We start from the raw sequence: 15,798 nt of genomic DNA, 5'->3' as shown, positions 1-15,798 counted from the left end.
CATGACCGAAGCCACGCCTCTGCTGTCCATCCAGAACTTGAGCATCGCCCTGCCCCGCGGCGGCGACCGCCCCTTTGCCGTGCAGGACGTTTCGTACGACATCCACGCAGGAGAAATCCTGTGCATCGTCGGCGAATCGGGCTCGGGCAAGTCCATGAGCGCCAACGCCATCATGGGCCTGTTGCCCGATTATCTGACCCCGCAGCAGGGCCGCATCCTGTTCCGTGGCAAGGACCTGCTGCGGCAAGACGAAGCCACCCTGCAAGCCATGCGCGGTAAAGACATGGCGATGATCTTCCAGGAGCCCCTGTCGGCCCTGAACCCGCTGATGACCGTGGGCGACCAGATCAGCGAAGTCATGCGGGTGCACAACGCCTACCCGGGCGCCGAACGCTTGAAGCGCACGCTGGAGCTGCTGGCCTTCGTGGGCCTGCCGGATCCGGCCACGCTTTATCACGTCTATCCGTTCCGCCTGTCCGGCGGCCAGCGGCAACGCGTGATGATCGCGATGGCGTTGGCGCTGGAGCCGGCGCTGCTGATCGCCGACGAACCCACGACCGCGCTGGACGTCACCACCCAGGCGCAGATCCTGGCACTGATCGCCCGCATCCAGAAAGAAAAGGGCATGGGCGTGATGTTCGTCACGCATGACTTCGGCGTGGTGGCCGAAATTGCCCACCGCGTCGCCGTCATGGAAAAAGGCGTGCTGGTGGAACAGGGCCCCGCCGACGAGGTGCTGAACCGCCCCCGCCACCCCTACACCCAGCGCCTGATCGCGGCGGTGCCGCACCGGCGCGGCGAAGAGCGCGTCGCCACCGCGGACGACCAGCCCGTGCTGGAAGTGAAGGACCTGAAGAAGACCTATGTGATCGGTCATGGCTGGCTGGGCGGCAAGCGCGAAGTGCACGCGGTGGATGGCGTGAGCTTCGCCGTGCGGCGCGGCGAAACGCTTGGCATCGTGGGCGAATCCGGATCGGGCAAATCCACCATCGGCAAATGCCTGCTAAAGCTGGTGGGCATCAACGGCGGCCAGCTGATCTTCAACGGGCAGGACATCGCCGCAATGTCGGAGTCGCGCTTCCGGCCCATGCGCCACGATATCCAGATGATCTTCCAGGACCCATTCGCGTCGCTCAACCCCCGCCATACGGTCGGGCGCATCATCAGCGACGGCCCCGTCGCCAACGGCGTGCCCCGGGCGCAAGCCGAAGCCCGCGTGCGCGAACTGCTGTCGCTGGTGGGCCTGGACCCGTCCGCCTTCGATCGTTATCCCAACCAGTTTTCGGGCGGGCAGCGGCAGCGCATCGGCATCGCCCGCGCACTGGCGCTAGAGCCGAAGGTTTTGGTCGCCGACGAATCGGTATCGGCGCTGGACGTGTCCGTGCAGGCCCAGGTGCTGCAATTGCTGCACGACTTGCAGCAACGCCTGAAGATCGCACTGGTGTTCATCACCCACGATCTGCGCGTTGCGGCACAGATCTGCAATTCCGTGCTGGTCATGCATCGCGGCAAAGTGGTCGAGTACGGCTCGCCCACGCAGATTTTCGACAACCCGCAACACGCCTACACGCGGCAGCTGATCGCCGCCGTGCCCGGCCAACACTGGGACCCGACTCAGGCGACAATGGCCTGAGCACGCCCCCCCGAACCCGATGACAACCCCAGGAGATACCCCCGTGCAACGCCCCGCAGCCGTCCCCACCGTGCAGATCGACAATGACATGGTCACCGTCACCGAATGGCGCTTTCCGCCGGGCGGGGAAACCGGCTGGCACCGCCACGGCATGAACTACGTGGTCGTGCCGCAAACGACCGGCCCGCTGCTGCTGGACACGCCCGACGGCCCGATCACCAGCCAGCTCACGACCGGCATCGCCTACTATCGGCCCGTTGGCGTCGAGCACAACGTCATCAACCCCAGCGAAACCGAGTTCGTTTTCGTCGAAATCGAAATCAAGCAGGCCTGACGCGTCAGCGAGGATCAACATGAAGGCGTTTTTCTCGGAAGAGCAATTGCTGCACACCCCGCAGCAATTCATGCGGCTGGGCCGCTTGAGCGCGCCCACCGATCTACCCTCGCGGGCCGAAAGCCTGCAAGGCGCGCTGGCAGCCAGGGGAATCAAAGTCGAAGCGCCGGCCGACTACGGCCGCAAGCCGCTGGAGAGCATCCACAGCGCCGACTACCTGGACTACCTGGAAACGGCCTACGCCCGCTGGCAATCGCAGAAGGCGCCCGGCGTGGACCCGGGTCCGGAGGTGCTGCCCAACCTGTCGCCGTACTACAACGGCCGCATCGAACAGGCAGGCCGCGGGCCTTGCCCGTCGCCCTCCATCGTGGCGCAGACGGGCTACTACCTGAGCGACCTGTCCTGCCCCATCGGCCCCCAGACCTGGCGGTCGGCGCTGCGGTCCACGCACAGCGCGGTGGCCGCCGCAGATCACGTGGCCGCTCGCGGCGGCATGGCCTATGCACTGTGCAGACCGTCCGGCCATCACGCGCACCGCGACCGCGCCGGCGGCTTCTGCTACCTGAACAGCAGCGCCGCGGCAGCCAGCCGCCTATTGCAGACCTGGTCCAAAGTGGCGGTGCTGGACGTAGACGCGCACCACGGCGACGGCACGCAGAACATCTTCTATCAGCGGGCGGATGTGATGACCGTATCGCTGCATGCGGATCCCAGCGCCTACTACCCGTTCTACACGGGGTATGCGCATGAGCGCGGGCACGGCCCGGGCGAAGGCCACAACCTGAACCTGCCGCTGCCGCACGGCTCGGGCAACGAACCTTTCCTGGCCGCGCTGGATACGGCGTTGACGGCGCTTGGCGGTTACGCGCCCGAAGCCTTGGTGCTGGCCTTGGGCTTCGATACCTACAAAGACGATCCCATCAGCGTGCTGAAACTGGACATCGACGCCTACCGCGACATCGGTGCGCGGGTCGCCAGCCTGCGCGTGCCCACCGTCGTCGTGCAGGAAGGCGGCTATATGGTGCAGGCGATCGGCCCGGCGCTGGACGCGTTCCTGCAAGGCATGGGACACGGCGGCGCCTGACGCGCGGCTCCCGCCATGTCCTCCGTCCCCTCGGCTGTCCTGCCCCCTTCGTCCGCCACCCGCAATGCCGGCATCCTGCTGTTTTTCGCCGCGCTGGTGGCATTCGCCACCTTCGACGCCGGATCCAAGCACATGCTGGAGCGCTATCCCGCGCCGTTCCTGAACGTGATGCGGTATCTGGCCGTGATCTTCCTGGCGATCGCGATGCTGTTGCGGCACGGCCGCGGCATGCGCCTGCGCGACGCGCCGGAAAAGCCCTTGCTGGTGCTGCGCGGCGTAATGCTGGCGACCGTGGCCTCGTGCTTCATGACCGCGCTGATCTGGATGCCGCTGTCCGAAGCCACGGCCATCTACTTCACCTCGCCGCTCATCATGGTGGCCCTGTCGCCATGGCTGCTGGGGGAACGGGTGCGCCCCGTGCAATGGGCGGCGGTGGCGGCCGGTTTCGCGGGCATGATGCTGATCGTGCGCCCCGGCTCGGACCTGCCACTACTGGGCACCGTGCTGATGGCGGTGTCCGCCGTCAGCTACGCCATTTTCCAGGTGCTGACGCGCAAGCTGTCCGGCAAAGTGGCCGGGCCGGTGCAATATGCATACACCGCGATCATCTGCCTGATCGTCACGGCGCTGCCCGCCCCGTTCTTCCTGCCCGACCCGTGGCCAGACCTGACCGATGCGGTGCTGATCATCGCCCTGGGCGCGTGCAGCGGCCTGGCGCAGATCCTGCTGATCGCCGCATTCCAGCGCGTATCGGCCGCCACGCTGGCGCCGTTGAACTATTTCCAGCTGCTGCTGGCCGTGCTGTTCAGCACGTTCTGGTTCCAGCGCCCGCCCGACACGCTGGCGTTGGCGGGCATGGCCCTGATCATGGCTTCCGGCGTGTTCCTGGCCATGCGTCGCGCGACGTGACCTCGAGGCTTAGCTGGTTTCGCGCTGCACCAGCGTAAAGCCCAGGTCCACGTGCCGCTCGGCCACCGTATCGCCCGCCAGATGGCGCATCAGCAAGCCGGCCGCCGCGGCGCCGATTTCGTAGCGCGGGGTCGCGATCGTCGATAAAGGCGGCGTCGTCCAAGCCGTCCCGGCCAGATCATGGAAGCCGATGATGGCCATCTGCGCGGGCACGCTCACGCCCAGGCGCCCGCACTGGAAGACCGCGCCCTGGGCCAGGTCGTCATTGCAGAAGAAGACCGCATCGCAATCCGGATGGCGCGCGCGCAGGTCTTGCAACAGCGAGGCGCCCAGGCTGATGGACGACTTTTCGGGCGTCATGATTTCAAGCGCGGGATCATGGCAGCCCGCATCCCGCAAAGCCTGCCGAGCCCCTTCGCAACGCCGCAGCGAACGCGGGTCCAATTGGGCGCCGACGATGCCGATGCGGCGGTGGCCACGTTCCAGCAGATGGCGGACCGCCGCGTATCCGGAATCGAACTGCGAAAAACCGACGCTCATGTCTTCGCCGGCGGGCAACGTTTCGATCGTGTGCACCGTCGGGATCTGCTGTACGCGCAGCAAGCTCCACACGCCCGGGTTGTGGTCAATGCCGGTCAGGATCAGCCCGTCGGGTGAATGCTGCAGATATTTGCGCAGCAGCGCCTCCTCTTCCTCCGGCGAATACCCCGTCACGCCAATCAGCATGTGATAACCGTGACGGTCCAGCACGTCCTTGATGCCCGTGATGATATCCACGAAGACGACGTTGCTCAGCGACGGGATCAACGCCACGATGGTTTGCGACCGCGCCGACGCCAGCGCGCTGGCGGCGTGGTTGGGCACATACCCCAGTTCCTGGCACACCCGGGCGATGCGCAGGCGCAACGCTTCCGCCACCTTGTCCGGCGTGCGCAGCGCGCGCGACACGGTGATGGCGCTAACGCCCACACGGCGGGCGACATCCTGCATGGTGACGCGCCCGGCACGGGTGCTTCGGGGTTTACGGACGGACATTGGCCCTCGAGGTGGAGTGGGAAGCGCGTAGTCTGACGCAAAAATTGGGGGGTTGCCAAACTGGAAATGTTAGCGCTAACATCCGCAAAAGCATAATCCAGAAAATTCCGGAAAACGGATAGGAGACAAACCATGCAAGCTCGCCCCTCCGGCCAGCCGGGCGGCACGCCTCTGGCCCGCGCCGCCGACTGGTGCTTCACATTGCAGACTTGGCTGATGGTGGCCTGTCTGATCGTCATGACCGTGCTGCTGTTCGGCAACGTGGCGCTGCGCTATCTGTTCAATTCCGGCATCAACGCCTCGGACGAGGTCTCCCGGCTGGCGTTCGTCTGGATGATCTTCCTGGGGTCGGTGATCGCGCTGCGCGAACATCAGCACATCGGCGTCACCATGCTGGTGGAACGCTTCGGGCCGGCGGCGCGCCGCGTGTCCCACGTGTTCTGCCAACTGTTGGTGCTATGGGTGCTGTGGCTGATGGCCGAGGGCAGTTGGGTGCAGACCGTCATCGGCATGGATACGGTGCTGCCGGTCACGGGCATGCGGCTGGCAGTGTTCAATTCCGCGGCGCTGTACGCGGCGGTGGCCATGGGCATCTTGACGGTGATCGACCTGGTCCGGGTGCTGACGGGCGGCCCGCTGCCGGCGGAGTCCAGCCCCGAAGATCCGCTGGTCTGATGCCCAAGCTCCTCACCCTGGCCTGATACGGCGCCGCCCCCCTCCCCATTCCGCCCGGACACCTGCAATGATCCTGACCGTCTTCCTGCTTGTGCTGCTGGGGCTGATCGCCCTGGGCATGCCGATCGCATTCGCGCTGCTGCTCAGCGCGCTTGCCATGATGTTTCAGCTGGACTTCTTCGATACCCAGATCCTGGCGCAGAACCTGCTGTCGGGCGCAAACAGCTTCACTCTGATGGCGGTGCCGCTCTTCATGCTGGCCGGCGAGCTCATGAACGCCGGCGGCATTTCACGCCGCATCGTCAATCTGGCCAGTGCCTTCGTCGGCCATATCCAGGGCGGCCTGGGTTATGTGGCCATCTTCGCCAGCGTGTTGCTGGCCTCGCTATCGGGCTCCGCCGTGGCGGACGCCGCCGCGCTGGGGTCGCTGCTGATCCCGATGCTGCGCGAAAAGGGCTATGACGCCGGCCAGGCGTCCGGGCTGATCGCTGCCGGCGGCATCGTCGCGCCCATCATCCCGCCTTCGATCTCGTTCATCATTTTCGGCGTGGCGACCAACGTGTCGATCACCAAGCTGTTCTTCGCGGGCATTGCCCCAGGGCTGATGATGGGCTTGACGCTGATTGCCGTCTGGTCATGGGTGGCGCGCAAGCACGGCAGCATCAAACCCGCGCCACGCGTGCCGTGGCGCAGCCGCATGAAGGCCCTGCGCGAATCGCTGTGGGCCCTGATGCTGCCCGTCATCATCATCGGAGGGTTGCGCGGCGGCATTTTCACGCCCACGGAGGCCGCTGTCGTCGCCGCGGTCTATGCACTGCTGGTCAGCCTGTTCGTCTACCGCGAGATCGGCATTCGCGACCTGGCGCAGCTGTTCGCCAATGCCGCGCGCACGACGGCCGTGGTCATGTTCCTGGTGGCGGCCGCGATGGTCTCGTCCTACATGATCACGCTGGCCGACATGCCGCAGGACTTGATCGCCCTGCTGGAACCCGTGATGGACCAGCCCAAGATGCTGATGTTCGCCCTGCTGATCCTGCTGATGCTGGTGGGCACGGTCATGGACCTGACTCCCACGATCCTGATCCTGGGCCCGGTACTGATGCCCGTCGTCATCAAGGCAGGCATCGACCCCGTCTATTTCGGCGTCATGTTCGTCATGGTGGGCAGCGTGGGGCTGCTGACGCCTCCGGTTGGCACCGTGCTGAACGTCGTGTGCGGCGTGGCCCGCATCAATATGGAAACCATCTGCAAGGGCGTGTGGCGCTACGTGGTGGCCTACGCGGTCTTGCTGATCCTGCTGGTGATCTTCCCCGAACTGATCACCGTACCCGCACGCTGGATGCACTAGCGGCATAGAGAAAACCCCAAGGAGGAGCACCATGATTCATCGATTCAAAACCCGTCTACTCGTGCTGGCGACCGCGCTGTCCTGCGCGGTCGCCGGCGTGGCCGCGGCGGCGGACGTCAAACCCCGCCTGATCCGCTTCGGCTACGGTCTGAACGAAGAAAGCGTCCAGGGCCGCGCCGCGCGCTTCCTGGCGCAGGAACTGGAGAAAGTCAGCGGCGGCAAGCTCAAGATGAAGACCTTCGGCTCGGCCAACCTGGGCTCGGACGAACAGATGCAGGGCGCACTGGCGGGTGGCGCCCAGGAAATGATGGTGGGGTCCACCGCGCCGCTGGCCGGCATGGTCAAGGAATTCGGCGTGTTCGACCTGCCTTTCCTGTTCAACAGCGAAAAGGAAGCCGACGCGGTGCTGGACGGGCAACTGGGCCAGGACCTGCTGAAGAAACTGGAAGCCCGCGGCCTGGTCGGCCTGGTCTATTGGGAAAACGGCTTCCGCAACATGACGAATTCCAAACGCCCGATCAACCGCGCAGAAGACATGCAAGGGATCAAGCTGCGCGTGATGCAGAACCAGATCGCGCTGGGCGTCTTCAATACGCTGGGCGCCAATGCCGTGCCCATGCCGTTCTCCGAGCTGTTCACCGCCCTGGAAACCCGCACGGTGGACGGCCAGGAAAACCCGATCACCACGATCCAGAGCAGCAAGTTCTACGAAGTGCAGCCCTACCTGACAATCTCTCGTCACGTCTATACCCCCTGGGTGGTGATGGCATCGAAGAAGTGGTGGGACACCCTGTCGCCGGACGAACAAAAGCTGATCCGCCAGGCTGCTGCCGCCTCGCGCGATTTCGAACGCAAGGACAGCCGCACCGATTCCGCCAAGGCCATGACGACGCTTGAGCAGGCTGGCATGAAGATCAATACGATCAGCCCGGAAGAAGTGGCCCGCATGCGGCAGAAGGTGCAGCCCGTCGTGGACAAGTACACGCAGGAACTCGGGCCCGAGCTCATCAAGCAGCTCAATGACGAGATCCAGAAGGCGCGCAACTAGCGCTGTTCAACCGAAGCAAAGCGAGCCCCCATGTCTCAGACACCCCGCAAGTTGCGCAGCCAGAAATGGTTCGACGACCCCGCGCATGCCGATATGACGGCGATTTACGTCGAGCGTTATCTGAATTACGGCCTGACGCGGCAAGAGTTGCAGTCCGGGCGGCCGATCATCGGCATCGCCCAGACCGGCAGCGATCTGGCGCCCTGCAACCGCCATCACCTGGCGCTGGCCGAGCGCGTCAAAGCGGGCATCCGGGACGCGGGCGGCATCCCGATGGAGTTCCCCGTGCACCCGCTGGCCGAACAAGGCCGGCGGCCCACGGCCGCGCTGGACCGCAACCTGGCCTATCTGGGCCTGGTCGAAATCCTGCACGGCTACCCCTTGGACGGGGTGGTGCTGACGACCGGCTGCGACAAGACCACGCCTGCCTGCCTGATGGCCGCCGCCACGGTCGACCTGCCCGCCATCGTGCTGTCCGGCGGCCCCATGCTGGACGGCTGGCACGACGGCCAGCGCGTCGGTTCCGGCACCGTCATCTGGCACGCGCGCAACCTGATGGCGGCCGGCAAGCTTGATTACGAGGGCTTCATGACGCTGGCCACCGCGTCTTCGCCGTCGGTCGGCCACTGCAACACCATGGGCACGGCGTTGTCGATGAATTCGCTGGCCGAAGCGCTGGGCATGTCGCTGCCCACCTGCGCCAGCATTCCCGCCCCCTACCGCGAACGCGCCCAGATGGCCTACGCCACCGGCATGCGCATCTGCGACATGGTGCGCGAAGACCTGCGGCCCTCCCACATCCTGACACGGCAGGCATTCGAGAACGCCATCGTCGTGGCATCGGCGCTGGGCGCGTCCACCAATTGCCCGCCGCACCTGATCGCGATGGCCCGCCACGCCGGCATCGACCTTAGCCTGGACGACTGGCAGCGCCTGGGTGAAGACGTGCCGCTGCTGGTCAACTGCGTGCCGGCGGGCGAGCATCTGGGCGAGGGCTTCCACCGCGCGGGCGGCGTCCCCGCGGTCATGCATGAACTGTTCGCCGCCGGGCGCCTTCACCCCGACTGCCCCACCGTATCCGGCAAGACCATCGGGGACATCGCCGCGGGCGCCAAGACCCGCGACGCCGACGTCATCCGCAGCTGCGCCGCCCCGCTGAAACACCGGGCAGGCTTCATCGTGCTGTCGGGCAATTTTTTCGACAGCGCCATCATCAAGATGTCGGTCGTAGGCGAAGCGTTCCGCCGCGCCTACCTGTCCGAACCCGGCTCAGAGAACGCATTCGAGGCCCGCGCCATCGTGTTCGAAGGCCCCGAGGACTACCACGCGCGCATCGAAGACCCGGCGCTGAACATCGACGAACACTGCATCCTTGTCATCCGCGGCGCCGGCACCGTGGGCTACCCGGGCAGCGCCGAAGTGGTCAACATGGCGCCTCCGTCCCACCTGATCAAGCGCGGCGTGGATTCCCTGCCGTGCCTGGGGGATGGCAGGCAAAGCGGCACTTCCGGCAGCCCGTCCATTTTGAACATGTCGCCTGAAGCAGCAGTCGGGGGAGGATTGGCGCTGCTGCGCACCGGCGACAAGATCCGTGTCGATCTGAACCAGCGCAGCGTCACCGCCTTGGTCGACGACGCGGAAATGGCAAGACGGAAGCAAGAACCGCCCTACCAGGCACCGGCCTCGCAAACGCCCTGGCAGGAGCTGTACCGGCAACTGGTCGGCCAGTTGTCGACGGGCGGCTGCCTGGAGCCCGCGACGCTATATCTGAAAGTCATCGAAACGCGCGGCGATCCCCGGCACTCTCACTGAGGGACCCCGAAAAAGCCGCTGATCGCGGCCCATTCGGCAAACAAACCCGGCCACGCATGCACCCGTGTGCCGGGCTTGCCCAGCCCCCAGCCGTGGCCGCCTTGGGGAAAGATATGCATCTCGGCCGGCACACCCGCCGCGCGCAGCGCGTTGAACATCAGCAAGCTGTTGTCCACGGGCGAGATCGGATCGTCCTGCGCTTGCGCCAGGAACACGGGCGGCATCTGCGCCGTCACCAGACGGTCCACGGAGAACGCCGCACTTTGCTCGGCCGTGGGGTGCTCTCCCACGATTTCCCGGCGTGCATGCGTATGGTCGAACGGCGCCATGAAGGTCAGTACCGGATAAATAAGCCCCGCGAAATCAGGGCGGGACGACAGGCTGTCGGCCGCGTCCACCGCGGCATACCGCGCCACCGCTGCCGTGGCGGCCGTGAGACCGGCCAGATGCCCGCCCGCTGAAAACCCGATGGCGCCGATCCTGCCGGTGTCCAGCCCGTACTGCCCCGCCACCGAACGGATGACCCGCATGGCGCGCTGACCGTCCTGCAACGGGGCCTCTGCCGTCCAATGCTCACCCGGCAGCCGATAGACGAGTTCAAAGGCGGTCACGCCTTGCGCCTGCAGCCATAGGCAGGTCGGCGTGCTTTCCGTGCCCCGCTCGATATGCGCGTAACCGCCGCCGGCAATCACGAGCACGGCGCTGCCATTGGGCCGGGCCGGCCGGTAGACAATCAGGCGCGGCCGCGACACCTGCGCGACGGAACCCTTTGCGCTGACTTTCTCGGGGCCTTCCGGCCCGTTGCCTTGATGTGGGCCCTTACTTTGAGGGGCGTAGTTGCCCGGCCAAAGGTCCAGCGCTTCCTGGACTGCGGATTGGCCCGCCGACGCAGCGGAGGATGGATTCGCCCACCCGAACGCCGCCCCGGACATGGCGGCAAATAGAAGTTCCCGACGCTTGTTCACCATGAATGTTCCTTGCCGGCTGAACGCGCGACCGGAACGACGCGCTGCGACTTGAACAGCCTTGCTGCGGCCCATTACATCAGAGAAAATGCGGGCGCCGGCCCGGGATTGCCGACCCAACGGTTTCGGCGCGTTACGCGCCGGCCCAGCCTTTCAGAAGCGTCTCAAACGCCTGAATAGCGGCTAAACGGCAATCAGGTTTTCGGCGCAGGACGGCTGATCACATACGCTGCACTGGCGATGAAAAACACGGCCACGCCAACGGCCAGCGGCCAGGACGGATGCGCGCTCCACCAGAACAGCGCGTAACCCGCGGCCATGCCCAGGCACGCGTAGGTCTTGCCCTTGCGCGACACTGCGCCCTGTTCCCGCCATGTGCGCAACGCCGGTCCGTACGTGGGGCTGTCGAGCAGCCATTTTTCCAGCCGCGGCGAAGACCGCGAGAAGCAGCCCACGGCCAGAATCAGGAAAATCGTTGTTGGCATGACCGGCAGAAACGCGCCGATGACGCCCAATGCCAACATCACGCAGCCCAACACCAACCAAAGCGCTTTCATCATGATGGTCAGCAGAATATCGCAAATGCCGGGCAGGAACCGGATTGGCCGATACGACGCAAGGCCTATGTCCGGGGTTCGGGCATTTTGGCGCGCAGCAGGTCCATGAACTTCGGACCGGGCGTGCCGCCCGCGGCGCGAGCCTTGACGACCATCGCCCACGCCTCTCGGTATTGGCCGCGCCAGTAGTACGCCGTCGCCCAGGACGAATACAGATAGCCCTTGTCGGGCTCCACGGCTTCCCCTTTGCGGTACCACGCGTCCGACCGGGCGGTCGCCGCCACCCGGGCTTCCGGCGGCAAGGTCTTGTCCTCCGCCGCGCAGCGGGCCGCGATCCGGCCGGCATCGGCGTAGATACCCTGGAAGGTAGGCGGATCATGGCTGATCGCCTGATCCATCATGCTCATGGCCTGGCAGTATTTGCCCTGGTCATGCAGAACCGCCGCAAAGCCCGTGTACACCTCGGGGTTGTCGGGATTCAGCAGCCAGGCCTGGTTGAAGCGCCGCATGGCCATGCCGAGCTGGTCGGCTCGATAAAAACGATAGCCTTGCGAGACCCAGGCCTTCGAGGCGTTCTCGGCCGAGCCGAATGCCTGGGTGGCGTCGGCAATGAGCTTCTTGTCGCCAGTCTGCCGTTCCGCGGCCGCCGCCCGATCCATGCCGCCATACATCGGCAGTTCATCGATGCGCGCCTGGACGGGCGCGTCCGGCGGCGGCTTGCCGGCACACGCGGCCAGCATCAGCGCAGGGGCCAGGAGTATTGTCTTGAGGAAGTAACGCATGTCCGTGCCGGTGATAAACATTACCGGGAACATATCAGATAAATATCCCACGGAATCCCCGCGCATTATGCAAAGGGAACGAAGATAAGGGGAAAACCGATACCGCGGCGGTGGGCGCATTAATCCGCAGCGTGCTTGCACGGGTATCGAAAACGGCTGCCCGCAAACGTGGGGACCGACGCAGGCGGCAATCGCAATTGCCGTCCGCAGTTATTACACGTAATGGGTACCCGCACGGGCCGGTGCCAGCCGGAAGCACAATGCAAAAAGCCGCGAAGTCTAGGACTTTCGCGGCTTTTAAGGCAGTGCTTGGCACTGCTTTGCAGGAATTCTGGTAGGCGGTATTGGGTTCGAACCAACGACCTCCACGATGTCAACGTGGCGCTCTAACCAACTGAGCTAACCGCCTGCAAAGAAGAAGAATTATATAGTGCTTTTTTAAACTGTGCAAATCGTCTTTGAAGACTTTTTGCTGTTTTCATTGCGTTTGAGTCGTCGGCATCAAAGCCAAAAACAGCAACCGCCAGCACTACTTTTTTCCCTTCAGTTTCGCGTCCGCTGCATGTGCTGCGTCAACGAAGAACGAGATTCTATCAGAACTTTTTATTCCTTGCTCGACCTCGACGCCGCTGCTGACATCGACCCCCCAGGGACGCACCCACTCGATCGCCTGCCCGACATTTTCGCCGTTCAAGCCACCCGACAGGATCAGCGGGCGGGACACGGGATCCGCAAGGACGTCATCCAGCAAGGCGTAGTCGAATCCATGGCCGCTGCCGCCGTATCCCGCGCTGTAGCTGTCGAATAGCCACCCCGCCGCTTCACCGTATGCGCGGCAGTGCGTGGCCAGGTCTTGCGCGGTATCCAGGCCCGGTGCGCCAGCACGGAATGCGCGCAGGAAGCGATGGCCGTAGCGGCCGCAGTCTTGAGGCGTCTCGTCGCCATGGAACTGCAGCAGTTCGGGGCCGACCTCATCCAGCACGGCTTGAACGTCGGCGGGATCCGGGTTCACGAATAGCGCCACGACATCCACGAACGCCGGCACCGTGCGGCGCAGTTGCGCGGCGCGCGTCGGCGTCAGGCAGCGCTTGCTCTTGGCGTAGAAGACAAAACCGATCGCATCGACGCCGGCCGAAACGGCGGCTTCGATGTCTTGTTCGCGGGTCAAGCCGCAGATTTTGATGCGGGTACGCATGAAATCCATCACCTATGTCGCCCAGCGCGACGTGTCGGATCAGTATATCCGGCGAGCAGAAACCGGTCAGGCGCCCGGCTGCCCCAGCGTCGCGACCAGATTATCGAAACTACCCTCGGCCACGCGAAACCACGGCACTTCCTTGTCGCGGAACGCCGCCATGCTTTCGTACAGCTTCTTGAACATCGGGTCCTTGGCGCTCATTTCCTTGTAGGCGGCCAGCGATGCCTCGTAGCAAGCCTGCAGGACCGGCTTGGGGAATGCCTTCAGTTGGGCGCCCCGCGACACCAGCCTGCGCAGCGCATCCGGGTTGCCTGCATCGTACTTGGCGATCATGTTGCCCGTCGCCATCCGGCAGGCCAGCGCCAACGCCGATTGATACGGCTTGGGCAGTTCGTCGTACGCGTCCTGGTTCACATACAGCGACAGCTGCAACGTGCCCGCCCACCACCCCGGAAAGTAGTAGTTCCGGGCGACTTTATAGAGCGCCAGGCTCTCGTCGTCGTAAGGGCCGATCCATGCCACGGCGTCGACCGTGCCCTGCTCCAGCGCGGCATAGGATTCCGCGACCGGCACGTCGACCGGTGTCGCGCCCAAACGCGACAGCACATGGCGGGCGAATCCACCGGCCTTGACCTTCAACCCGCGCAAGTCATCGACCGTCTTGACCTCGCCGCGGAACCAGCCGCCCATCTGCGCGCCGGTATAGCCACAGGGGAAGTTCAGGATGTTGTATTTGTCGAACAGCACGCGCGTCAGGGCCAGGCCTTCGCCCTGGCTCATCCAGGCGTTCATTTGCCGCGTATTCAGGCCGAACGGCACGCCGGCATCGAAGCACAGCGCCGGATCAATGTCGAAATACCGGGTCGACGCGGTATGCCCGCACTCCACGACGCGGTGCTGGACGGCTTCCAACACCTGGCCGGACTCCACCAGATCGCCGGCAGGGAAGATCTCGATCTTGAAGCGGCCATCGGTGACTTCAGCCACGTACCGCGCGACATCCTCGGCGCCCGCTAACAACGTGGGCGATTCATTCGGAAAACTGGAGGCCAGCCGCCACGCAACGGCAGGCGCTTCCTGCGCGAAGGCCGGCGCGGCCAACACGGCGCCTCCTGCGGTGGCTGCGCCCAAGGCGGTTTGTTTCAAGAACGCGCGGCGTTGCATGGCAAAGACCTCCAAGTCAGCGCGAAAAAGGCGCCTTGGGTTGCGGCGGCTTTCTAATAGGTTTGCGTGAACGGCGACAGCAGCAGCGAACCGCCGTCCAGCTCGTCCAAGCCGAATTCGGCCGGGTAATCAATCGCGGACAGATACAGGCCATCCGGCGAGAACGTCGGCGCACCCCGCTTGCGGTCGCGCCAGGACAGCAGTTGCGCCATCCAGTCCACGGACTCCCTGCCCTGCCCGATCTGCAGCAGCGCACCCATGATATTGCGCACCATGTGGTGCAGGAACGCATTCGCCTTCAACGTGAACACGAGGAACGGCCCGCGCTCCTCGATGTCCAGCCGGTGCATATGGCGCACCGGATGCTTGGCCTGGCATTGCGAAGAGCGGAAGCTGGAGAAATCATGTTCGCCCAGCAAGGCGTTCGCCGCGGTCCGCATGGCCTCCACGTCCAGCGGTTGGAAGCACCAGCCCGCCCGGCCCGCCCATAGCGCCGGCCGAACGCGGCCGCGCCACAGCAAATAGACATATGTGCGGGCACGCGCGGAGAAGCGCGCGTGGAACTCGTCGGAAACCGGCTGCGCCCACTGCACCGACACGCTGGGCGGAAGAAACGCATTTACGCCCCGCACCCAGGACTCCATCCGGCGGTCCAGCGTCGTGTCCAGATGGACCACCTGCATCGCGCCGTGCACGCCCGTATCGGTACGGCCGGCGCAAATCGTGGGAACAACGCCCTGACCACCACAAAAACTAGCCAAGGCCGACTCCAACGTGTCTTGCACCGTCTGCCGATGCGGCTGCGTCTGCCAACCTTGCCAAGCGGAGCCGTCATACGCCAGCCCCAATGCAACTCTAGACATTATTCAAACCCTGGGACCGCTGACTCGGCGCGGTTCGTCCGTGGGCGGTTCGTCCAGGTCGAGATTGATCGTATCGAGCTTGCGGTTCAGCGCTGCCGTGTCCAGCGCAGGCTCGTTATAGGCGTACGTATCCTCGTCGTCGTCCCCCCGCCGGGCGCCGGCACGGCGCAGCAGCCAGGCGATCACGAACGCGATCAGCGCCAGCACGGCGGTAACGATGACGAGCAGGTTGTCGGCAAGCCAACTGGGCATGCCGGAAGTGATGTCCTTGGCGTCGGCCGCAGCGCTTCCGGCGGCCTTTTCAGTGGAAGCGCCCGGGGTGCCTGTTGCGCCCGGGGTGCCTGTTGCGCCCGGGGTGCCTGTTGCGCCCGGGGTGCCTGTTGCGCCCGGC

At 65.0% G+C, this 15,798-nt stretch carries 15 protein-coding genes, 1 tRNA gene and 1 pseudogene; 8 read left to right on the top strand and 9 right to left on the bottom strand.

Annotated features, from left to right (window positions below; genetic code table 11):
• The first annotated feature begins 1 nt into the window (after position 1).
• The 4 genes from HG262_RS14775 to HG262_RS14760 are packed head-to-tail and all read left to right on the top strand — an operon-like array spanning position 2 to position 3,960.
• Complete coding sequence (locus HG262_RS14775; protein WP_169271736.1) at positions 2-1,633, top strand: ABC transporter ATP-binding protein; 1,632 nt, start codon at positions 2-4, stop codon at positions 1,631-1,633.
• 43 nt (positions 1,634-1,676) lie between these two features.
• Complete coding sequence (locus tag HG262_RS14770) at positions 1,677-1,967, top strand: cupin domain-containing protein (protein ID WP_169271735.1); 291 nt, start codon at positions 1,677-1,679, stop codon at positions 1,965-1,967.
• A gap of 19 nt (positions 1,968-1,986) precedes the next feature.
• On the top strand, positions 1,987-3,051 hold the full coding sequence (locus tag HG262_RS14765) for a histone deacetylase family protein (protein WP_169271734.1): 1,065 nt from the start codon (positions 1,987-1,989) through the stop codon (positions 3,049-3,051).
• A 15-nt stretch (positions 3,052-3,066) separates the two neighbouring features.
• Positions 3,067-3,960 (top strand): DMT family transporter, encoded by an 894-nt coding sequence (locus HG262_RS14760; protein WP_169271733.1) that lies wholly within the window; start codon positions 3,067-3,069, stop codon positions 3,958-3,960.
• A gap of 9 nt (positions 3,961-3,969) precedes the next feature.
• Here HG262_RS14760 and HG262_RS14755 read toward each other — a convergent pair whose 3' ends face one another.
• Positions 3,970-4,995: a LacI family DNA-binding transcriptional regulator gene (locus tag HG262_RS14755; RefSeq protein WP_169271732.1), complete on the bottom strand. Its 1,026-nt coding sequence runs from the start codon at positions 4,993-4,995 to the stop codon at positions 3,970-3,972.
• Between the two features lie 132 nt (positions 4,996-5,127).
• Between HG262_RS14755 and HG262_RS14750 the strand changes: the two genes are divergently transcribed.
• From HG262_RS14750 to HG262_RS14735, 4 genes are all read left to right on the top strand, one after another.
• A complete protein-coding gene (locus HG262_RS14750) occupies positions 5,128-5,670 on the top strand; it encodes a TRAP transporter small permease (RefSeq protein WP_169271731.1) in 543 nt (180 codons plus the stop codon).
• 67 nt (positions 5,671-5,737) lie between these two features.
• A complete protein-coding gene (locus tag HG262_RS14745) occupies positions 5,738-7,018 on the top strand; it encodes a TRAP transporter large permease subunit (RefSeq protein ID WP_169271730.1) in 1,281 nt (426 codons plus the stop codon).
• A gap of 31 nt (positions 7,019-7,049) precedes the next feature.
• On the top strand, positions 7,050-8,066 hold the full coding sequence (locus tag HG262_RS14740; RefSeq protein ID WP_169271729.1) for a TRAP transporter substrate-binding protein: 1,017 nt from the start codon (positions 7,050-7,052) through the stop codon (positions 8,064-8,066).
• A gap of 30 nt (positions 8,067-8,096) precedes the next feature.
• Complete coding sequence (locus tag HG262_RS14735; RefSeq protein WP_169271728.1) at positions 8,097-9,878, top strand: IlvD/Edd family dehydratase; 1,782 nt, start codon at positions 8,097-8,099, stop codon at positions 9,876-9,878.
• Here the strand turns inward: HG262_RS14735 and HG262_RS14730 are convergent.
• From HG262_RS14730 to HG262_RS14695, 8 genes and pseudogenes are all read right to left on the bottom strand, one after another.
• A complete protein-coding gene (locus HG262_RS14730) occupies positions 9,872-10,846 on the bottom strand; it encodes an alpha/beta hydrolase (RefSeq protein ID WP_169271727.1) in 975 nt (324 codons plus the stop codon). The two genes, HG262_RS14735 and HG262_RS14730, sit on opposite strands and share 7 nt — an antisense overlap.
• A gap of 191 nt (positions 10,847-11,037) precedes the next feature.
• A complete protein-coding gene (locus HG262_RS14725; RefSeq protein ID WP_169271726.1) occupies positions 11,038-11,403 on the bottom strand; it encodes a YbaN family protein in 366 nt (121 codons plus the stop codon).
• A 62-nt stretch (positions 11,404-11,465) separates the two neighbouring features.
• The gene (locus HG262_RS14720; RefSeq protein ID WP_169271725.1) at positions 11,466-12,182 is read right to left on the bottom strand and encodes a tetratricopeptide repeat protein; all 717 of its coding nucleotides are present in this window, start codon (positions 12,180-12,182) and stop codon (positions 11,466-11,468) included.
• A gap of 332 nt (positions 12,183-12,514) precedes the next feature.
• Positions 12,515-12,591 (bottom strand) — tRNA-Val (locus HG262_RS14715).
• A 120-nt stretch (positions 12,592-12,711) separates the two neighbouring features.
• The gene (locus HG262_RS14710) at positions 12,712-13,377 is read right to left on the bottom strand and encodes a phosphoribosylanthranilate isomerase (RefSeq protein ID WP_169271724.1); all 666 of its coding nucleotides are present in this window, start codon (positions 13,375-13,377) and stop codon (positions 12,712-12,714) included.
• A gap of 66 nt (positions 13,378-13,443) precedes the next feature.
• Positions 13,444-14,544: an ABC transporter substrate-binding protein gene (locus tag HG262_RS14705; RefSeq protein WP_169271723.1), complete on the bottom strand. Its 1,101-nt coding sequence runs from the start codon at positions 14,542-14,544 to the stop codon at positions 13,444-13,446.
• Between the two features lie 53 nt (positions 14,545-14,597).
• Complete coding sequence (gene truA, locus HG262_RS14700) at positions 14,598-15,407, bottom strand: tRNA pseudouridine(38-40) synthase TruA (protein ID WP_169271722.1); 810 nt, start codon at positions 15,405-15,407, stop codon at positions 14,598-14,600.
• Positions 15,408-15,410: 3 nt separating this feature from the next.
• A pseudogene (locus tag HG262_RS14695) lies at positions 15,411-15,798 on the bottom strand (peptidoglycan-binding protein LysM); the annotation flags it as partial.

Source organism: Achromobacter sp. Bel (genome assembly GCF_012928505.1).
In the GTDB taxonomy this organism is placed as follows: domain Bacteria; phylum Pseudomonadota; class Gammaproteobacteria; order Burkholderiales; family Burkholderiaceae_B; genus Achromobacter.
Note: the sequence above shows the minus strand (reverse complement) of the source record. Positions and strands in the feature narration are given on the sequence as shown.

Bases quoted from the DNA above. Each gene is read 5' to 3' on its own strand.
- HG262_RS14775 (WP_169271736.1), top strand. From the start codon at position 2: ATGACCGAAGCCACGCCTCTGCTGTCCATCCAGAACTTGAGCATCGCC.
- HG262_RS14765 (WP_169271734.1), top strand. From the start codon at position 1,987: ATGAAGGCGTTTTTCTCGGAAGAGCAATTGCTGCACACCCCGCAGCAA.
- HG262_RS14760 (WP_169271733.1), top strand. From the start codon at position 3,067: ATGTCCTCCGTCCCCTCGGCTGTCCTGCCCCCTTCGTCCGCCACCCGC.
- HG262_RS14755 (WP_169271732.1), bottom strand. From the start codon at position 4,995: ATGTCCGTCCGTAAACCCCGAAGCACCCGTGCCGGGCGCGTCACCATG.
- HG262_RS14750 (WP_169271731.1), top strand. From the start codon at position 5,128: ATGCAAGCTCGCCCCTCCGGCCAGCCGGGCGGCACGCCTCTGGCCCGC.
- HG262_RS14745 (WP_169271730.1), top strand. From the start codon at position 5,738: ATGATCCTGACCGTCTTCCTGCTTGTGCTGCTGGGGCTGATCGCCCTG.
- HG262_RS14740 (WP_169271729.1), top strand. From the start codon at position 7,050: ATGATTCATCGATTCAAAACCCGTCTACTCGTGCTGGCGACCGCGCTG.
- HG262_RS14735 (WP_169271728.1), top strand. From the start codon at position 8,097: ATGTCTCAGACACCCCGCAAGTTGCGCAGCCAGAAATGGTTCGACGAC.
- HG262_RS14730 (WP_169271727.1), bottom strand. From the start codon at position 10,846: ATGGTGAACAAGCGTCGGGAACTTCTATTTGCCGCCATGTCCGGGGCG.
- HG262_RS14725 (WP_169271726.1), bottom strand. From the start codon at position 11,403: ATGATGAAAGCGCTTTGGTTGGTGTTGGGCTGCGTGATGTTGGCATTG.
- HG262_RS14720 (WP_169271725.1), bottom strand. From the start codon at position 12,182: ATGCGTTACTTCCTCAAGACAATACTCCTGGCCCCTGCGCTGATGCTG.
- HG262_RS14710 (WP_169271724.1), bottom strand. From the start codon at position 13,377: ATGCGTACCCGCATCAAAATCTGCGGCTTGACCCGCGAACAAGACATC.
- HG262_RS14705 (WP_169271723.1), bottom strand. From the start codon at position 14,544: ATGCAACGCCGCGCGTTCTTGAAACAAACCGCCTTGGGCGCAGCCACC.
- truA (WP_169271722.1), bottom strand. From the start codon at position 15,407: ATGTCTAGAGTTGCATTGGGGCTGGCGTATGACGGCTCCGCTTGGCAA.